The sequence below is a fragment of the Streptomyces sp. ID05-39B genome (genome assembly GCF_033794725.1).
Taxonomy (GTDB): Bacteria; Actinomycetota; Actinomycetes; order Streptomycetales; family Streptomycetaceae; genus Streptomyces; species Streptomyces bobili.
In genome coordinates, this window is the sequence record NZ_JARGEF010000002.1 from 73,072 (window position 1) to 87,441 (window position 14,370).

Annotated in this window: 23 protein-coding genes, 2 other RNA genes and 1 pseudogene; 21 read left to right on the forward strand and 5 right to left on the reverse strand. The window is 68.6% G+C overall.

The window, feature by feature from the left end; translation table 11 throughout:
• The first annotated feature begins 1 nt into the window (after position 1).
• From P1P75_RS01210 to thyX, 21 genes are all read left to right on the forward strand, one after another.
• Positions 2 to 409, forward strand: coding sequence for a hypothetical protein (locus P1P75_RS01210; RefSeq protein WP_319251030.1), 408 nt, complete (start codon positions 2 to 4; stop codon positions 407 to 409).
• A gap of 3 nt (positions 410 to 412) precedes the next feature.
• Entirely contained in the window at positions 413 to 643 is a 231-nt protein-coding gene (locus P1P75_RS01215) for a hypothetical protein (RefSeq protein ID WP_319251032.1), read from the forward strand.
• A 261-nt stretch (positions 644 to 904) separates the two neighbouring features.
• The gene (locus P1P75_RS01220) at positions 905 to 1,330 is read left to right on the forward strand and encodes a hypothetical protein (RefSeq protein ID WP_319251034.1); all 426 of its coding nucleotides are present in this window, start codon (positions 905 to 907) and stop codon (positions 1,328 to 1,330) included.
• Entirely contained in the window at positions 1,330 to 1,503 is a 174-nt protein-coding gene (locus tag P1P75_RS01225; protein ID WP_319251036.1) for a hypothetical protein, read from the forward strand. The genes P1P75_RS01220 and P1P75_RS01225 overlap by 1 nt, the downstream gene beginning before the upstream one ends.
• A gap of 13 nt (positions 1,504 to 1,516) precedes the next feature.
• An RNA gene (locus P1P75_RS01230) (hammerhead ribozyme type II) lies at positions 1,517 to 1,579 on the forward strand.
• Positions 1,580 to 1,598: 19 nt separating this feature from the next.
• Positions 1,599 to 2,333 carry a DUF2786 domain-containing protein gene (locus P1P75_RS01235; RefSeq protein WP_319251038.1) on the forward strand — a complete coding sequence of 245 codons (735 nt, stop codon included), beginning with the start codon at positions 1,599 to 1,601 and terminating at the stop codon, positions 2,331 to 2,333.
• Positions 2,334 to 2,427: 94 nt separating this feature from the next.
• Positions 2,428 to 2,913, forward strand: coding sequence for an HNH endonuclease (locus P1P75_RS01240; protein ID WP_319251040.1), 486 nt, complete (start codon positions 2,428 to 2,430; stop codon positions 2,911 to 2,913).
• Positions 2,913 to 3,218, forward strand: coding sequence for a hypothetical protein (locus P1P75_RS01245; protein ID WP_319251042.1), 306 nt, complete (start codon positions 2,913 to 2,915; stop codon positions 3,216 to 3,218). The genes P1P75_RS01240 and P1P75_RS01245 overlap by 1 nt, the downstream gene beginning before the upstream one ends.
• A gap of 13 nt (positions 3,219 to 3,231) precedes the next feature.
• Positions 3,232 to 3,507 carry a hypothetical protein gene (locus P1P75_RS01250; RefSeq protein ID WP_319251044.1) on the forward strand — a complete coding sequence of 92 codons (276 nt, stop codon included), beginning with the start codon at positions 3,232 to 3,234 and terminating at the stop codon, positions 3,505 to 3,507.
• Positions 3,504 to 4,091 carry a hypothetical protein gene (locus P1P75_RS01255; RefSeq protein ID WP_319251046.1) on the forward strand — a complete coding sequence of 196 codons (588 nt, stop codon included), beginning with the start codon at positions 3,504 to 3,506 and terminating at the stop codon, positions 4,089 to 4,091. The genes P1P75_RS01250 and P1P75_RS01255 overlap by 4 nt, the downstream gene beginning before the upstream one ends.
• Before the next feature lies 1 nt (position 4,092).
• Positions 4,093 to 4,293: a hypothetical protein gene (locus tag P1P75_RS01260; RefSeq protein ID WP_319251048.1), complete on the forward strand. Its 201-nt coding sequence runs from the start codon at positions 4,093 to 4,095 to the stop codon at positions 4,291 to 4,293.
• 13 nt (positions 4,294 to 4,306) lie between these two features.
• A complete protein-coding gene (locus tag P1P75_RS01265) occupies positions 4,307 to 4,486 on the forward strand; it encodes a hypothetical protein (protein ID WP_319251049.1) in 180 nt (59 codons plus the stop codon).
• A 107-nt stretch (positions 4,487 to 4,593) separates the two neighbouring features.
• Positions 4,594 to 4,656, forward strand: an RNA gene (locus tag P1P75_RS01270) — hammerhead ribozyme type II.
• On the forward strand, positions 4,644 to 4,898 hold the full coding sequence (locus tag P1P75_RS01275; RefSeq protein WP_319251051.1) for a hypothetical protein: 255 nt from the start codon (positions 4,644 to 4,646) through the stop codon (positions 4,896 to 4,898). The genes P1P75_RS01270 and P1P75_RS01275 overlap by 13 nt, the downstream gene beginning before the upstream one ends.
• Complete coding sequence (locus P1P75_RS01280) at positions 4,895 to 5,086, forward strand: hypothetical protein (RefSeq protein WP_319251053.1); 192 nt, start codon at positions 4,895 to 4,897, stop codon at positions 5,084 to 5,086. Before P1P75_RS01275 ends, P1P75_RS01280 begins: the two co-directional genes overlap by 4 nt.
• A 94-nt stretch (positions 5,087 to 5,180) precedes the next feature.
• Positions 5,181 to 5,681: a hypothetical protein gene (locus P1P75_RS01285; protein ID WP_319251054.1), complete on the forward strand. Its 501-nt coding sequence runs from the start codon at positions 5,181 to 5,183 to the stop codon at positions 5,679 to 5,681.
• Positions 5,678 to 5,911, forward strand: a complete 234-nt coding sequence (locus tag P1P75_RS01290) for a hypothetical protein (RefSeq protein ID WP_319251056.1) — start codon at positions 5,678 to 5,680, stop codon at positions 5,909 to 5,911. Before P1P75_RS01285 ends, P1P75_RS01290 begins: the two co-directional genes overlap by 4 nt.
• Complete coding sequence (locus P1P75_RS01295; protein ID WP_319251058.1) at positions 5,908 to 6,117, forward strand: hypothetical protein; 210 nt, start codon at positions 5,908 to 5,910, stop codon at positions 6,115 to 6,117. The genes P1P75_RS01290 and P1P75_RS01295 overlap by 4 nt, the downstream gene beginning before the upstream one ends.
• Complete coding sequence (locus tag P1P75_RS01300; protein WP_319251060.1) at positions 6,118 to 6,423, forward strand: hypothetical protein; 306 nt, start codon at positions 6,118 to 6,120, stop codon at positions 6,421 to 6,423.
• The gene (locus P1P75_RS01305) at positions 6,416 to 6,550 is read left to right on the forward strand and encodes a hypothetical protein (RefSeq protein WP_319251062.1); all 135 of its coding nucleotides are present in this window, start codon (positions 6,416 to 6,418) and stop codon (positions 6,548 to 6,550) included. The genes P1P75_RS01300 and P1P75_RS01305 overlap by 8 nt, the downstream gene beginning before the upstream one ends.
• Positions 6,547 to 7,260: an FAD-dependent thymidylate synthase gene (gene thyX, locus P1P75_RS01310; RefSeq protein ID WP_319251064.1), complete on the forward strand. Its 714-nt coding sequence runs from the start codon at positions 6,547 to 6,549 to the stop codon at positions 7,258 to 7,260. The genes P1P75_RS01305 and thyX overlap by 4 nt, the downstream gene beginning before the upstream one ends.
• A gap of 136 nt (positions 7,261 to 7,396) precedes the next feature.
• On the opposite strand, the gene P1P75_RS01315 is transcribed toward thyX, so the two are convergent.
• From P1P75_RS01315 to P1P75_RS01335, 5 genes and pseudogenes are all read right to left on the reverse strand, one after another.
• Positions 7,397 to 8,926, reverse strand: coding sequence for a recombinase family protein (locus tag P1P75_RS01315; protein WP_319251066.1), 1,530 nt, complete (start codon positions 8,924 to 8,926; stop codon positions 7,397 to 7,399).
• A gap of 64 nt (positions 8,927 to 8,990) precedes the next feature.
• Positions 8,991 to 10,397, reverse strand: a pseudogene (locus tag P1P75_RS01320) (aldehyde dehydrogenase family protein); the annotation flags it as partial.
• A gap of 198 nt (positions 10,398 to 10,595) precedes the next feature.
• Positions 10,596 to 11,864: a GAF domain-containing protein gene (locus P1P75_RS01325; protein ID WP_319251068.1), complete on the reverse strand. Its 1,269-nt coding sequence runs from the start codon at positions 11,862 to 11,864 to the stop codon at positions 10,596 to 10,598.
• A gap of 108 nt (positions 11,865 to 11,972) precedes the next feature.
• Complete coding sequence (locus tag P1P75_RS01330; RefSeq protein ID WP_319251070.1) at positions 11,973 to 12,578, reverse strand: N-acetylmuramoyl-L-alanine amidase; 606 nt, start codon at positions 12,576 to 12,578, stop codon at positions 11,973 to 11,975.
• Between the two features lie 571 nt (positions 12,579 to 13,149).
• Positions 13,150 to 14,358 carry an ROK family transcriptional regulator gene (locus P1P75_RS01335; RefSeq protein WP_319251072.1) on the reverse strand — a complete coding sequence of 403 codons (1,209 nt, stop codon included), beginning with the start codon at positions 14,356 to 14,358 and terminating at the stop codon, positions 13,150 to 13,152.
• Positions 14,359 to 14,370: the final 12 nt, after the last annotated feature.

Below are 14,370 nucleotides of genomic sequence, written 5' to 3' on the forward strand. Positions count from 1 at the left end.
GATGCTGAACATCATCGACGCGATCAAGAAGTACAACGCCTACCACCTGGCGACGGTCGCGCAGACCACCGCCCCGGATGACCCCAAGGGCGCGGGTGGGCAGTTCCTCACCGGGGTCCGCGACGACGTGCTCACCTGGATAGAACTGGTCAAGGAGCCGGGCGGCAGCCTGGCCGAGCTCGTCGCGGACTATCGCGAGACCATCCAGGACACCGCTGCCGACGCGGCGCCGAGCTCCGACCCGGCCGTGAAGTGGCGCCAGTTCGTCGACCTGGCCGCCTATAAGGAAGACCTGAGTCAGGCGGGGACTCCGATCGACACCAGCCTGGGCGGATACGCGGAGCTGGCCCTGTTCCAGATCGCCTTCCGCCTGGTCTCCAACCTGCTCACCGAGATCGAGGAGGGCTGACCGATGGGACGCATGAAGGACATCGCGATCGACCTGATGAGCTTCGAGGCTGGCGAGCTGGACGCCAGGGAGACGCTGGAGCTGTTCGGCCTGCTCATCAAGAGCGGCATGGCCTGGACCCTCCAGGGCTCGTACGGACGGACGGCCAACGAGTTGACCCACGCGGGCTACCTCACCGCCGAGGGTGCCGTGACCGAGTTCGCTGAGCTGATGCTGGAGGAGCTGGTCACGTGAACCTCCCCAGCCTCCCGAAGCAGTTGAGCGCGCGAGTCGACCGCGAACTGGTCGGCCACATCCGAACGCTGCGGGTCGCCGGGCTCAGCTACAGCCAGATGGTCAAGTGGGGCGTCGCCCTGCTGGCCGACGTCTACCGGGCCGCCTGGGTTCACGGCCAGGCGCCCCCCGGCAAGACCCCCGCCCTGAAGTCCTACATCTACGCACCGTACGACCCCGACCACCAGGGCCCGCCCTGGCTCGATGAAGAGGAGTCCAACCATGAAGATCGTCAAGCCCGCCCTGAGCTTCCTCGCCCTCGCCCTGCTGGGCTCCCTGACCTGGAACTCGCCGGCCTCGGCCTCCGACCGGAAGCCGACGGTACTGCCGGCAAAGGTGACGCAGGCGCCCGCGCTCCGCTTGCCGACGCGGCCGTGCGCTGACGACTCCGATGACGTGAACTGCTACTGGGACGCGGCCAAGCGCGGGAACGGCAAGGGCTACTCGTACTACGTCGACCGCGCCGGGAACGTGACGTACCTGAACCCGAAGCTGAACGACCCGGCCAAGCGGAAGGCGTGGAAGGCCGCGAACGAGAAGGCCAAGCGCGAGTACTGGGGCACCGTCTGGGGACACCGCCTGTGCTGGGCCAAGGTCGGCGACACCTCGTACGTCTTCTGCTTCGACGGCTTCAAGGAGACGTCGTGATGCGTATCGACCTGGGAGTCATGGGCATCGTCTACGCCCATCCCGGCTGGAACCGGTTGCGTGGGACCGATCGAGTATGGGTCCACAACTACGCGAACGGCTGGGAGAGAAGGGTCCGGGTCCGCTCCGACGGGCGCGTGCTGTACGCCCGCTGGATACGGCCGACCACGTAGTGTAAGTGTCGCAAGGCGAAACCCCTTCGGGGGTCCGTGAGGGATGGCTGCCCTCGCGCTGATGAGCCAGGCCGAATCCACATGAGGTGAAGACCATGACCGAGACCAACCCCAAGCTCGCGAAGATCAAGGCACTCCTGGCCAAGGCCGAGGACCCGGCCTCCTCGCCCGAGGAGGCGGAGGCGTACTTCGGTCGGGCCGCTGACCTGATGGCGAAGTACGGGATCGACCAGGCGCTCCTCGCGGAGGCCCAGCCGAGCACCGACGAGATCACTAGCCAGTCCTTCGACATCAAGGGCAAGTACGTCCCTGACCGCGCGGCCCTGCTGTTCTCCATCACTCACGCCCTCGGCGCGCAGAACGTCTACTGGACCCTGACGGACTCGGCGGACGGCAAGCGGTACCGCAAGATCGAGGTCTATGCCCACCGGTCCACGCTCGACCGCATCGAGATGCTGTTCAGCACTCTCCAGCTCCAGGCCCTGAACGGCATGAAGAAGGCCCGTCCGCAGTACGGCGAGTCGCTCACCGCCTACCGCAAGAGCTGGATGGCCGGCTTCTCCAGCGTGGTGCGCAAGCGCCTGGCGCAGGCCGAGGAGACCGCCATTCAGGAGGCCCGGCAGCAGGCCGGTGGTGCGAGCACGGAGCTGGTCCTGGTGAAGCGCGAGGCGGCCGTCGAGCGGTTCTTCAAGCAGGCCCACCCCAAGCTGAAGGCTGCCCCGCGTCGTCGGCTGACGGGCTCGGGCTGGCGGGACGGTAAGGCCGCGGGGGAGCGGGCCAGCCTTGGCGGTCGCGAGGTCGGCGGAACCCGGAAGTCACTCAGCCGCTGATGTGTAAGTGACGCAAGGCGAAACCCCTTCGGGGGTTCACGCGGGATGGCTGCCCACGTGCTGATGAGCCAAGCCAAGTCGAGGGAGACACCCAGTGAAGTGCATCGTGACCAGCTCCGCGGGCCAGCAGTGCAAGAACGACACGAAGAACCAGGTGACCAAGCTGTGCTGGACCCACGGGGACCGGCTGATCCGGTGGGGGCACGTCGGCAAGGACACCCCCATCCGTCCGTACACCCCGCCCACGGAGAAGGCGGCGTCGATCCAGGGCATCGGCGACACCCCTGAGGAGCGCTTCTACTCCCGCGTCCAGAAGACGGGCGACCACTGGTGGTGGGAGGGCAGCGTCATGAACAGCGGCTACGGCCAGTGCACGCACGAGGGGTACACCCAGACCGCGGCGCGAGTCGCCTGGCAGCTCCACTTCGGCGAACTCCCTGAGCGGGTTCGGGTTGCGCCGGTCTGCGAGGAGAAGCTGTGCGTCCGGCTGTCGCACCTGGAGGTCAGACACCTGAGCGGCGAGCCCTACTTCGAGTTCTCGCCGGCCGAGCTGGCGCAGTCCGTGGGGGTGGCCGCCTGATGGCCCGCGAACACGGAGGCTGGGAGTACGTGGACGGGCGCCCGCGCTGGGCCCCGACCCCCGAGATCGCGATGGCCGAGATCACGGGCGGACTGTACGGCCACGAGTACGAGGAGCTGCGGCGCCGACTCGAAGACCTGGTGCGAGCAGCCCAGCGTGACGCGGCCGAGAAGATCCGGGATATGGAGCCCGAGGTGCTGGAGGGGTTCACTCTCCGTCGCGAGTGGCTGGCCGGATACGAGGAGGGCCGAAAGGATGCGGCCGACCTCATCTTCCCCGACTACCCTGACGAGTCCGACGAGTAGGGGAGTGGTGGAGATGGAGCGAGCGCGACGCACGCTGGGTGGCTACGGCACAGGCGAGGGGTACGTCGGCCTGGCAGACGACGGCGGAGAGGCGCCCCACGGCTGCGGGCTGTGCAGTAAGCCGGCCGTCCTGTACTTCGTCGAGACCGCTGAGGAGACGCAGCACTACACCTGCCTGGACCACGCTGGGGCCGTCGCCTACGACGTGGCCGTGGCCTCGACCGCAGGCCCGAACATCCCCGCCTCGGAGCGAGGCGCCGACGACCGACGATGGAGGAAGAACGAGTGAGTGACAGGCTCATCATCGGACTGAGTGGGTACTCCAGGTCCGGCAAGAACGAGGCGGCCGAGGCCCTGGTGCGATTCGGCTGGAAGCAGGCGGCGTTCGCCGACAAGTTGCGTGAGTTCCTGCTCGCCGTCGACCCCGTGATACCTGGCCCGTACGGCACAGGGAACCTGCGGCTGAGCATCCTGGTCCGGGATGTCGGGTGGGAGTACGCGAAGGACCACTACCCCGAGGTGCGAGCCCTGCTCCAGCGGGCGGGGACGGAGGCCGGCCGGAAGCTGCTCGGCCCGAACGTCTGGGTCGACGCCCTGTTCCGAGAGTTGGAGGACGCGCCGGCCCTGGTCGTCACGGATGTCCGCTTCCCCAACGAGGCGCAAGCCGTCACCGACCGCGGTGGTGTGGTCATCCGGATCGAGAGGCCCGGCGTGGGCCCGGCGAAGGACAGGATCGGCCGAGTCCATGAGAGCGAGACTGCTCTGGACGACTGGCCCTTCGATCACCTCCTCCGCAACGACGGCTCGACGCGGGCTCTGCACCGGAAGCTCCATGGCGTGGCTGACCTTGTGCAACTGTCGCAGGTGGGTTAGTGTGACAAGCGTCCGAACCATACGGGAACTCGACGAGCTACCGGACGGTACGAAGATCCTGATCCAGGACAAGCGGGATACGCCACTCTTCAAGCGGGGCGGCGACTGGTACAGCCCAACCAAGACGCCGACACAGAACATGATCGCCTACGTCAACGTCCGGCGATGGGGAGTGCGGGTGCTCAGCACCCCGAGAGAGTAGGAGAGGGCACGTCGTGAGAGGCGAGCAGTGCATCCACTGCGGCTCGACGAACACCAAGACGTACGAGTTCAAGCCGCCACCCCTCAAGCGCAGCGGATTCCATCGCTGCGACCCGACCTGTACAAAGCCCGCCATCCTGTGCCTGAAGTGCCGGATGGTCCGAGAGATCCACGGAGAGGAGACGCAGAAGTGAGCATCGACAAGGACGTACGGGCCCTGGCCAAGAAGTTCCGCGCCGAAGGGGTCAGCTTCGTCAGTGCCGCCCAGCTCAAGCTCGTTGAGTAGGTGTGCAAGTGTGACAGCCGAAACGCCGGGAGGCGTCGGGGTGGGGTGGCTCCCACCTCCTGACGATGGCAGCCAGGCGAGAGGAGACCGCGGTGCACGAGATCGGCCCCGAGTTCGGCGAGAAGCTGGGACTGGCCCAGGGGGACACCGTTGAGGTGGTCACGGACCACTGGGACGAGGTGGTCGCCTCCAAGGGGGAGCGTGGAGAGGTCACGCACTTCGTGAACGACGGGGTGACGACCTTCACCTACGTCCTGATCAACGGCTCGCACTTCCCCTTCGAGCCGGACGAGATCAAGAAGGTCGAGGCCGGAGAGTGAAGTACCTGAAGGTCAGCGTGAGCGGCCCGTACATCAACACAGACAGGGTGTCGTACATCCCTGTCGCGGACGACTTCGTGAAGGACGGCGAGGCGGACCAGAAGTACATCGAGGACCAGGTCTGGGAGTACGTCGAATCCTGGTCCGAGCTGGTCGACGAGGATCAGGTCCCCGAGGATGAGCGATGAAGCCCCTGACCCCGTTCGTGCGTAACGGCCGGCTGTACGTCCTGATCCCCGGCGCCGGCCTGTGCCGCCTGGGTTCGTGGGGATGGCAGCCGGTATGAGGATCACCCCGAGGGCGTACGAGATCAAGAAGATCGTCGACATCCTCGAAGACCCCACGTTCGACAGCCCCGACCAGATGGCGAAGGCCGTGATCAAGGAGGTCGGGGACATGCTCCAGATGCGTGACCTCTACGTCCTGACCCATACGTGGGCCGATGGGACCAAGGGCCTGAACATGGGCCCCTTCGGCGCCGCCGCCGAGGCGGAGAGCTTCGCCAAGAAGATGTCCTTCGGAGGCACCGGCAAGGTCATCCCGCTGACGTCCTCCGGGGTCCTGCTGGCCAACCATGACGGCAAGAAGTCGTGGCCCGGCTACTGCTGGGACTCCGACTGCGGGCACTCGCCCGTGAACCATGCCATCGACGGATCAAGTCGCGGTAAGTGTCACATCGCGACGTGTAAGTGTGACAAGTTTGTCAAGGACGACCCGACCGTCAAGGCGAAGAAGACCACGGCCCGCAAGACGGGCGGAGCGAAGGCGATCAACGAGCTATGAGCAACTGCGACTGGCGGGCGTGCCCGTGCGGTACGAAGCGAGCGTTCCTGAGCGAGCGGGACGCCGAGAAGGCGCTGGGTAGGGCCCAGGCCAAGAGGAGCAGGCAGGGGGCGGCGCGAGGCACCATGCGCGGCCTGAGGGTGGAGTCCCGGTACTACGAGTGCGACTTCGGGAGCTTCCACCTGACGAGCGAGAACCGCTCGTCGTACGAGAACCGGATCAACACGTGAAGGGCCAGGAGGCGAGGGAGACGCGCGCCCGCCTTCGCGCCGAGGTGCGACTCGCCACGCTGCGAGAGGTCCGGAAGGCGGCAATCGCCATGGACCGCAACCCGAACAACGACCCGTACCTCTGGGGATACGGCGGGTCGGAGATCTGCAAAATGCTCAGCGACAAGACGCGCGAGGCGCGAATTCTCTTCGAGGAGGCTGTGTAAGTGACGCTGAACATCGGACCGCTTGAGCCGGTCAACGAGGACGACATCCTGATCGTCTACGCCTTCCACCAGGCCCGCCTCTACCCCGAGTTCGACCGGGGCAAGGTCTTCACCCTGCACGGAGTCGCCGCCTTCGGCCAGCTCCGCGGCAGGCGCCCGAAGAGGGTGTTCCACACCGGCCTCGGCCTGAGCAGGGAGGCCGGCCGCCTCATGGAGGTGCTAAAGGAGCTGGAGTACCGCTACGGCACCCGAGTGCACCACGTCAACGAGCTTCACATGTACGACGAGGAGCCGGCCAGTGCGTGATGAGCGCCCCGCCATCGCGGTCTTCATGGTCGCGATCTTCATCCTCGGCATGCTGACCGGCGCCCTCATCACCGACCACGCCTGGAAGGCCGAGATCAACCAGACCGAGGAGGCACCCACCCCGTGACCGACATCCGCTTCCGCTCTGACGTCACCGTCGAGCTCGTCAAGGCCAGCGCCACTGACTCCGACGTCGCCACCGCGGCCCGAGTCTCCACCATCGGCGGCTCGCACGAGGAGGTCGTCGACCTGGAGAAGGACGAGGGTCTGATCAACTTCCTGATGCGGGACCGGCACGGCAGCCCCTTCGAGCACACCAGCTTCACCTTCTACGTCGAGGCGCCGCTGTTCGTGGCCCGCGAGCACATGCGCCACCGTGTCGGCCACTCGTATAACGAGGAGAGTGGACGCTACAAGGAGCTCCAGCCCGTCTTCTACGTGCCGGCCGCGGACCGCCCCCTGATTCAGGTGGGCAAGCCCGGCGCCTACGAGTTCGAGGCCGGCTCCGCCGTGACCGCCCTCTACACTCGCTGCACCCTGGAGCAGTCCTACGTCGACAGCTACGAGGCGTACGCGGCCCTCATCCGCAACGACGTCGCCCGCGAGGTGGCCCGCATGGCTCTGCCGGTGGGGATCTTCACCTCGTACTACGTCACCTGCAACGCCCGCAGCCTGATGCACTTCCTCGGGCTGCGCACCAAGAGCGTGATCGCCGCCTTCCCGTCCTTCCCTCAGCGGGAGATCGAGATGGTCGCCGAGAAGATGGAAGACCGCTTCGCCGAGCTGATGCCCATAACGTACGCCGCCTTCAACAAGAGCGGGCGGGTCGCCCCTTGACCCCCGAAGACTGGCTCGACCACTGGATGAGTAAGGCTCCAGTGCTCGACGACGACACGGTCGACGGCATCCTTGAGCTGATGGACCTAAAGTAACGGAAGGCCCACACCCAGGCAGGGTGTGGGCCTTCTTGTGTTCACGCGAATACGGGCTCGACCCGAGCGGGGTCGAACGCTCCGCCTCGCTTGCCGTCGCGTGCCGGATGGATGATCACGGCCTTCAGTATGGCCCGGACGATGATCCGCTGACGCTCCACCGACAGACCCTCCCAGCCAGACTTCAGGAGCTCGGGCGTGATGGCCCGAATGGGCGGAGTCGCCGTATGGACGGCTCGATCGGCCTTCAGGTCCATTCGCTGGGCCTCCAGTTCATCCAGTGTGACCACGTACGAGGCTGCGCGGACCTTCTTGGCAGCCCAGAGTGCCTTCAGCTCCGCGATCTGCTCCTCAACGTCCTTCAGCTCACCCTCTCGCGCCCAAACTCCAGGCTCGGGCACCAGGAGTCGCTCCTTGCTCGCGCGGACAGCCTGAGCCCACACCAGCTTCTTAATCAGGTCGTCCACGCGGGGCCCGGAGGCGCCCATCTTGCCGCAGGCGTCCGGGTGAGCCTTGTTGCAGTTGTAGGCGAAAGACTGCGACTTCTTGCCTCGCACCCACACCGTCTTGCCGACCATCGGATAGCCGCAACGCCCGCAGCGGACGATGCGGGAGAGCAGGTACTTCACCGAACTCTTCTCCTGCGGTCCGGCAGAGGATCGTCCAGCCTTCAACGCGACAAGCTGTTCGTACTTGTCGAGATCCGGCCCGCCCTCGGGCGTGGTGAAGATGGGCTCCCAGTCACCCATCACGTACCCGCCATCGGCGGTGGTCTGAGGCTCGCCGAGGTAGATCCGGATGCCGAAGCTGCGGGCCCGGTAGATCAGGGTCTTGGTGCCGGCCCAGGTGAACGGCTTCCCCGTGTTCGGATTCACCGCGCCCGCCTCGGCCAGGTACTCCATACAGGTGGCGATCTTGTCCCCGGCGAGGTGCGCCTCGACGATCTTCCGAACGAGTGCGGCTGCCTCATGATCCAACTTCGAGCGGTCGTCCTTGCGCCAGCCGAAGGGGTGGGTGCCTCCGTGGTACTCGCCCTTCTGCGCCTTGCGTTGGACCTCCCGCTTGATGCGACGCGACGCGTCCTCAGAAGACTTGTTCGCGATGGACACGAAGAGTCGGGCGGAGAAGCGACCGTCCCCCGTGGTGAGGTCGTAGTTCTGGCCGGACCCGGTCTTGAAGATCAGATTCAGGCCACACGTCTCGTAGTGGTCGATGACTCTTTCGAGGTCACGAGGCTGCCGGAAGATGCGGTCGATGTCGTAGCCGACGATGCCGGCCAGCTTGCCCGCGGCCAGGTCTCGCACCATCCGGTCGAAATCGGGGCGGCGGACGTTTCGCTTGAAGGCGGAGAGGCTGTTGTCCTCATAGATCTTGACCGGTCGACCGAAAGGCTCGGCGATCTGCGTGACGTCCTCGCGCTGCTTCTCGACGCCCTTTCGCTCCATTTCGGCGCCCTCTTCGGTGGAGATCACGCCCGCCTCGACGGCCCGCCGGATCTCCAGGAGATCGGCCTCCGAGATCCGGCAGTAGCCCCCGATGGGTAGCCCCGGTGCCGGGTCCTTCCGTGCCATGATGTGTCCACCCCTCGCTCAACAGCCTGGGGTAGAGTGTAGCCACTCAATACGGAACTACGTCAAACGCCGCGTGGGCCGGGTAGGCGTGGTAGCAGTTCGTCCAGACGCGGCCGGCCTGGATGGCCCGTCCAGCCCGGTAAGCCGTGTTGATGTCCCGCGTCCACACCCCGGCGCCGAGGCCGTACGACGTGTCGTTGGCGATCTTCACGGCGTCGTCGAAGTCGTCGAACGAGGCCACGGAGACGACCGGGCCGAAGATCTCCTCCTGGAAGATCCGCATACGGTTGTCGCCCTCGAAGATGGTCGGCTGCACGTAGTAGCCGCCCTTCAACTCGCCGTCGTAGTCGGCTCGTTCGCCGCCGGTGAGGATCCTGGCGCCCTCCTGCCGGCCGATGTCGATGTAGGAGAGGATCTTCGTGAGCTGGTCGCCGGAGGCCTGGGCGCCGATCATCGTGTCGGTGTCGAGAGGGTGTCCGGGCTTGATCAGCTCGGTGCGGGCGACGGCGGCAGCCATGAACTCCGAGTAGTTGCCGCGCTGGATCAGTCCGCGCGACGGGCAGGTGCACACCTCGCCCTGGTTCAGCGCGAACATCGTGAAGCCCTCCAGGGCCTTGTCGCGCAGGTCGTCGTCCTTCTCCCAGACATCGTCGAAGAAGATGTTCGGCGACTTGCCGCCCAGCTCCAGCGTGACGGGCTTCAGGTTCTCCGCGGCGTACTGCATGATCAGCCGCCCGGTAGCCGTCTCACCGGTGAACGCGATCTTCGCCACCCGCGGGCTGGACGCCAACGGCTTGCCCGCCTCCTCGCCGAAGCCGTTGACGATGTTCACCACACCGGGCGGCAACAGGTCGGCGACCAGGCTCATCCAGTAGTGCAGCGAGACCGGCGTCTGCTCGGCCGGTTTGATGACGACCGCGTTGCCCGCGGCGAGAGCCGGCGCGAGCTTCCACGTCGCCATCAGGATGGGGAAGTTCCACGGGATGATCTGCGCGACGACTCCGAGCGGCTCATGGAAGTGGTAGGCCACCGTGTCCTCGTCGATCTCGCTGAGCGCTCCCTCCTGCCCGCGGACCGCACCCGCGAAGTAGCGGAAGTGGTCGATGGCCAGCGGGATGTCCGCCGCCAGCGTCTCGCGGACCGGCTTGCCGTTCTCCCAGGTCTCCGCGACCGCCAGCGGCTCCAGGTACGCCTCCATACGGTCCGCGATCTTCAGCAGGATGTCGGAGCGCTCGGTCGCCGACGTCCTGCCCCAGCCCGGCGCGGCCGCGTGCGCCGCGTCGAGCGCCCGCTCCATGTCCTCCGCCGTGCCGCGCGCCACCTCGGTGAACGGCTGCCCGTTCACCGGAGACGGGTTCTCGAAGTACTGGCCACGAGCCGGAGGCACGTACTCGCCGCCGATGAAGTGGTCGTAACGCGCCTGGTAGGAGACGATCGAGCCTTCGGTTCCGGGCGCCGCGTAACGGGTCATGGTGGACTGCCTCCCTGAGCAGCGCTGCCCGCCGTTGGGCAGCTCTGCGCGCGAGGCTAGGGAAGCCGACGTTGCATCCACGTTGCGGAGCGCGGAGGGCGTAGTGCCGGTGGTGCCTGGCGACCCCGGACGCGGGTCGCGCCGACCGTCGCGTCCGGTCCTGCGGATCCTTACGGCCCTCGCGGCCCACCGGTGTTGTCAGCCGCGCGTCCACGACGCCGGTGCCGCCAGCTCCGACTCCAGCGCGGCCAGCCGAGCCCGTACCGCTGCCGTGGGCCGTGCCGATACCAGCGCCCGCCATACGCCGACGTCCTCCTCGCCCCACGGCGCGTGCGCCCAGTCCGTGAGCAGGTCGGGGTCCCGGCCGGCGATCAGGGCGGCACGCAGGCTGTCGGCCAGACGGTTGCGGAGCCGCACCACCGCCGGTGCCTGCGACGCCGGCAACGGCGGACCCGAGTACGCCGTGACCGCGGCCGTGACCGCGCCGGCCGCAAGCCGCCGCTCCACGACGGCGATGTCCGACTCGACGGGAACGGTGAGCCGGTACGGCCGCGAGGCCACCAGCCCAGGACCGAGCACCCCGCGCAGTCGGGCGAGCTCGGCTCGCAGGGTCACCGGAGTCACCGACTCGTCCTCGTACACCGCGCACAGCAGCTCGTCCCCGGTCAGCCCCTCCGGATGGCGGGCCAGCAGCACCAGGATCTCGCTGTGCCGCCTACTGAGCCTGATCCGTCGCCCGTCGGCCGCGAGCCACGCCTCGTCGCGGCCCAGCACGGTCAGCCGGGGAGGGTCGGTCTCCGGCCGCGCGGGGGCGAGCAGCGCGAGGTGGGACTCGGCGGCCCGCGCGACCGCCTGGACGAAGGCCAGACTGTGCGGGTGCGCCAGCCCGTCCCCGCCGGTGATGTCCACCGCGCCCAGCACCCGCCCGGTCCGCGGATCGTGCACCGGCGCCGCCGCGCACGTCCACGGCTGCACCCGCCGGATGAAGTGCTCGGCCGCGAACACCTGCACCGGCCGGTCCAGGGCGACCGCCGTCCCCGGTGCGTTCGTCCCCACGGAGGTCTCCGCCCACCGCGCGCCCGGCACGAAGTTCATCCGCTCCGCCTGGCGCCGCGTCGCCGGATGGCCCTCGACCCACAGCAGCCGGCCGTGCGCGTCGCACACGGCGAGGAGATGCTTTCCGTCGGCGGCGAACGTGCCCATCAGCTCCCGGAACAGCGGCATCACCCGCGTCAGCGGATGCTCGGACCGGTAGGTGCCGAGGTCTCCGTCGGTCAGCTCCACGCTCGCGGTGCCGTCCGGCCCGACGCCCGCCCGCGCCGAACGCCGCCACGAGTCGGCCACCACCGACCGCACCGGCCGCGGCACGGTGCCGGCCGCGGTGAACGCGTCGTGCGCCCGCCGCAGGACCCGTACACGCTCGGCAGGGTCGGCCCCCGGTTCCAGGGCCACCCAGGGATCGGTCAAGTCGGCCTCCCGGCAGGCGATGCGGCTGGGGACATCGTCACTCCGGGTGTGCGCTCCGACAACCGTTTGGACCAGGGTCTCCCGAAAGAGCGGGAGGCCGCGCCCTCGTCAGGCGGAGTTGACGAGTCTGAGGTAGCGGACCCAGGCCCAGTCGGGGCCGGGGTCGGTGTGGTCGGTGCCGGGTACCTCGTGGTGGCCGATGATGTGAGCCCGGTCCTTGGGGATGCCGTACCGGTCGCAGACGGACGCCGTGAGCCGGGCGGACCGCTCGTAGAGGGCGTCGGTGAAGTAGGCCGGCCGGCCCACCCACCCTTCGTGCTCGATACCGATGCTCCGTGTGTTGTGGTCCCAGTTCCCCGCGTGCCAGGCGACGTCCGACTCCCGCACGCACTGCGCCACATGACCGTCCGCGGAACGCACCACGTAGTGCGCGGACACCCTCTTCTTCGGATTCTGGAAAACGGACAGCGCCTGGGCATAGGTGGTCTGCGTGACATGGATGACGACCCGGTCGACGGTGTACGTCGTGGGGCGGCTGGACGCCGTGTAGCTGGAGGATGCGGCCGGCTGCCACTCGGCCGGCGGGTAGTCCACGGCCTGACTCTGCGCACCGGCTCGCGCGTCGGGAAGCAGCGCGTACGGTACGGCGGCGAGGGCGGCGCCCTTCAGGATCCGGCGCCTGTCGAGGAGGGGGAGTGGCCTGGTTCGTTCCACGGATGATGCCTTTCGAGGACAGGGGCGTGCGGGACCCGACAACGGCTCGGTGCGGGGCGTGCGTCAGCTGAAGCAGCGGCCGGGAGGGTGTCTCCGACTGCGCCCGCGTGGATCACGTTACGGCGCCCGGCGCCGCGCAGCCGGGAACGTCCGGGATCGGTGGACAACCGCGGCGCTGTGGACAACTCCCTCGCCCGAAGGGGGAGTTCCGGGGCGCGAGGCGGCTCTTCGGTCCGGGGGCGCCGAGGTTCCTGTGGACGCGGACGTAGATGCGGACGCGGTTGCGCCACGCGGATACCGCACGCCGATTCGGATGCCGGACGGGGAGGGCGACGGACGGGGAGGGCGACGGACGGGGCGTCAACCGCGGCGCGGGGCCGCCGACCCGGCGCCGTGTCCGGGCGTCACGACCCGGTCGGGCGGCACTGCCGTACGGAGAGGAACCGTCTGCCGGTGGTCGCCCGGTGTGCCTGCTGGGGCATCAGACCTCTCCCGAGCGCCTTCGGCACGGCCCGTCCTTCCAGCACATCACAGCCCCATCGACGCCCCCGGGCAGCGAGAGCACCGGCCCTCAACCCCGACCCGCCACCCCCGCAGGGTCGTCCAGCACCGCCCGCACCACGGAGTGCGCCGCGCCGAGGAGCGGACCCTCGGGCCCCAGCCGGGAGACGGACACCGGGCAGGGCGGGCCGGCCGTGCGGCGGGCGAGTTCGGACTCCAGGGACGGCAGCAGCCAGGGCGCGAGTCCGGCGAGCGCACCGCCCAGCACGACAGCCTCGGGGTCCAGCAGATTGAGCGCTCCGGTCAGGGCGACGCCCAGCGCCGTCCCCGCCTCGCGCAGTGCCCGCCGTACTTCCTCGTCACCGTCCGCCGCGCGCCGGGCCAGCAGCCCTACGCGGTCCTCGCCCAGTTCCAGGCCGGCCGCGCGCAGCACCGCCTCCTCACCGGCGTACTGCTCAAGACAGCCCCGGCTGCCGCACCCGCAGTCCGGGCCGTCGGGATGGACCGGCACATGCCCGAGTTCACCGGCGAAGCCGCGGGTACCGCGCAGCAGGCTGCCGTCGACGACGAGCGCGGCACCGATGCCGATCTCCGCCGACACGTGCAGAAAGTCGCGTGGGGTGTCCGCCCCGAGCCAGAGTTCGGCGAGACCGCCGAAGTTCGCCTCGTTGTCCACGGTGAGCGGGAACTCGCCGGGCAGCAGGGCGCCCAGGTCGACATCGTGCCAGTCGAGGTTCGGGGCGCGTACGACGGTGCGGGCGTCGCGGCCCACCAGACCCGGGACGGCCACCGCGAGTCCCGCAGGCCACAGCCCCTCGCGCTCCCCGTCGGCCACGACCCGGCGCACCAGGGCGGTGAGTTCGCGGAGTACCGGTTCGGGTGCACGGCCCCGGTTGGTGCCGTGCCGTACGGCACGTGCCCGCACCTCGCCGCGCAGATCGACGGCGCAGACGGCGAGGTGGTCGACGCCGATCTCCGCACCGATCCCCGCCGGGCCGCGGCCGCTGACCGCGAGCGCCGACCCTGGCCGGCCCACCCTGCCGGGCCGCTCAGGACCCAGCTCCTCGATCAGGCCGGTGCGTATCAGCTCGTCGACGAGCGTCGAGACCGCAGCACGGGTCAGGCCGATGTGCGAGGCGACCGCTGCCCGTGACAGCGGTCCCTCGGCGCTGACCGCGTGCATCACCCGGGCGAGGTTGCGGCGGCGCATGCCCTGCTGCGTGTCGGGCAGTGCTCGCCCGGGGCCGGTCGGGCGAGCCTCGTGCGGCGGTGCGCTCATGCCTCCGTCGAT

Bases quoted from the DNA above. Each gene is read 5' to 3' on its own strand.
- P1P75_RS01210 (WP_319251030.1), top strand. From the start codon at position 2: ATGCTGAACATCATCGACGCGATCAAGAAGTACAACGCCTACCACCTG.
- P1P75_RS01215 (WP_319251032.1), top strand. From the start codon at position 413: ATGGGACGCATGAAGGACATCGCGATCGACCTGATGAGCTTCGAGGCT.
- P1P75_RS01220 (WP_319251034.1), top strand. From the start codon at position 905: ATGAAGATCGTCAAGCCCGCCCTGAGCTTCCTCGCCCTCGCCCTGCTG.
- P1P75_RS01225 (WP_319251036.1), top strand. From the start codon at position 1,330: ATGCGTATCGACCTGGGAGTCATGGGCATCGTCTACGCCCATCCCGGC.
- P1P75_RS01235 (WP_319251038.1), top strand. From the start codon at position 1,599: ATGACCGAGACCAACCCCAAGCTCGCGAAGATCAAGGCACTCCTGGCC.
- P1P75_RS01245 (WP_319251042.1), top strand. From the start codon at position 2,913: ATGGCCCGCGAACACGGAGGCTGGGAGTACGTGGACGGGCGCCCGCGC.
- P1P75_RS01250 (WP_319251044.1), top strand. From the start codon at position 3,232: ATGGAGCGAGCGCGACGCACGCTGGGTGGCTACGGCACAGGCGAGGGG.
- P1P75_RS01275 (WP_319251051.1), top strand. From the start codon at position 4,644: ATGGCAGCCAGGCGAGAGGAGACCGCGGTGCACGAGATCGGCCCCGAG.
- P1P75_RS01285 (WP_319251054.1), top strand. From the start codon at position 5,181: ATGAGGATCACCCCGAGGGCGTACGAGATCAAGAAGATCGTCGACATC.
- P1P75_RS01290 (WP_319251056.1), top strand. From the start codon at position 5,678: ATGAGCAACTGCGACTGGCGGGCGTGCCCGTGCGGTACGAAGCGAGCG.
- P1P75_RS01315 (WP_319251066.1), bottom strand. From the start codon at position 8,926: ATGGCACGGAAGGACCCGGCACCGGGGCTACCCATCGGGGGCTACTGC.
- P1P75_RS01335 (WP_319251072.1), bottom strand. From the start codon at position 14,358: ATGAGCGCACCGCCGCACGAGGCTCGCCCGACCGGCCCCGGGCGAGCA.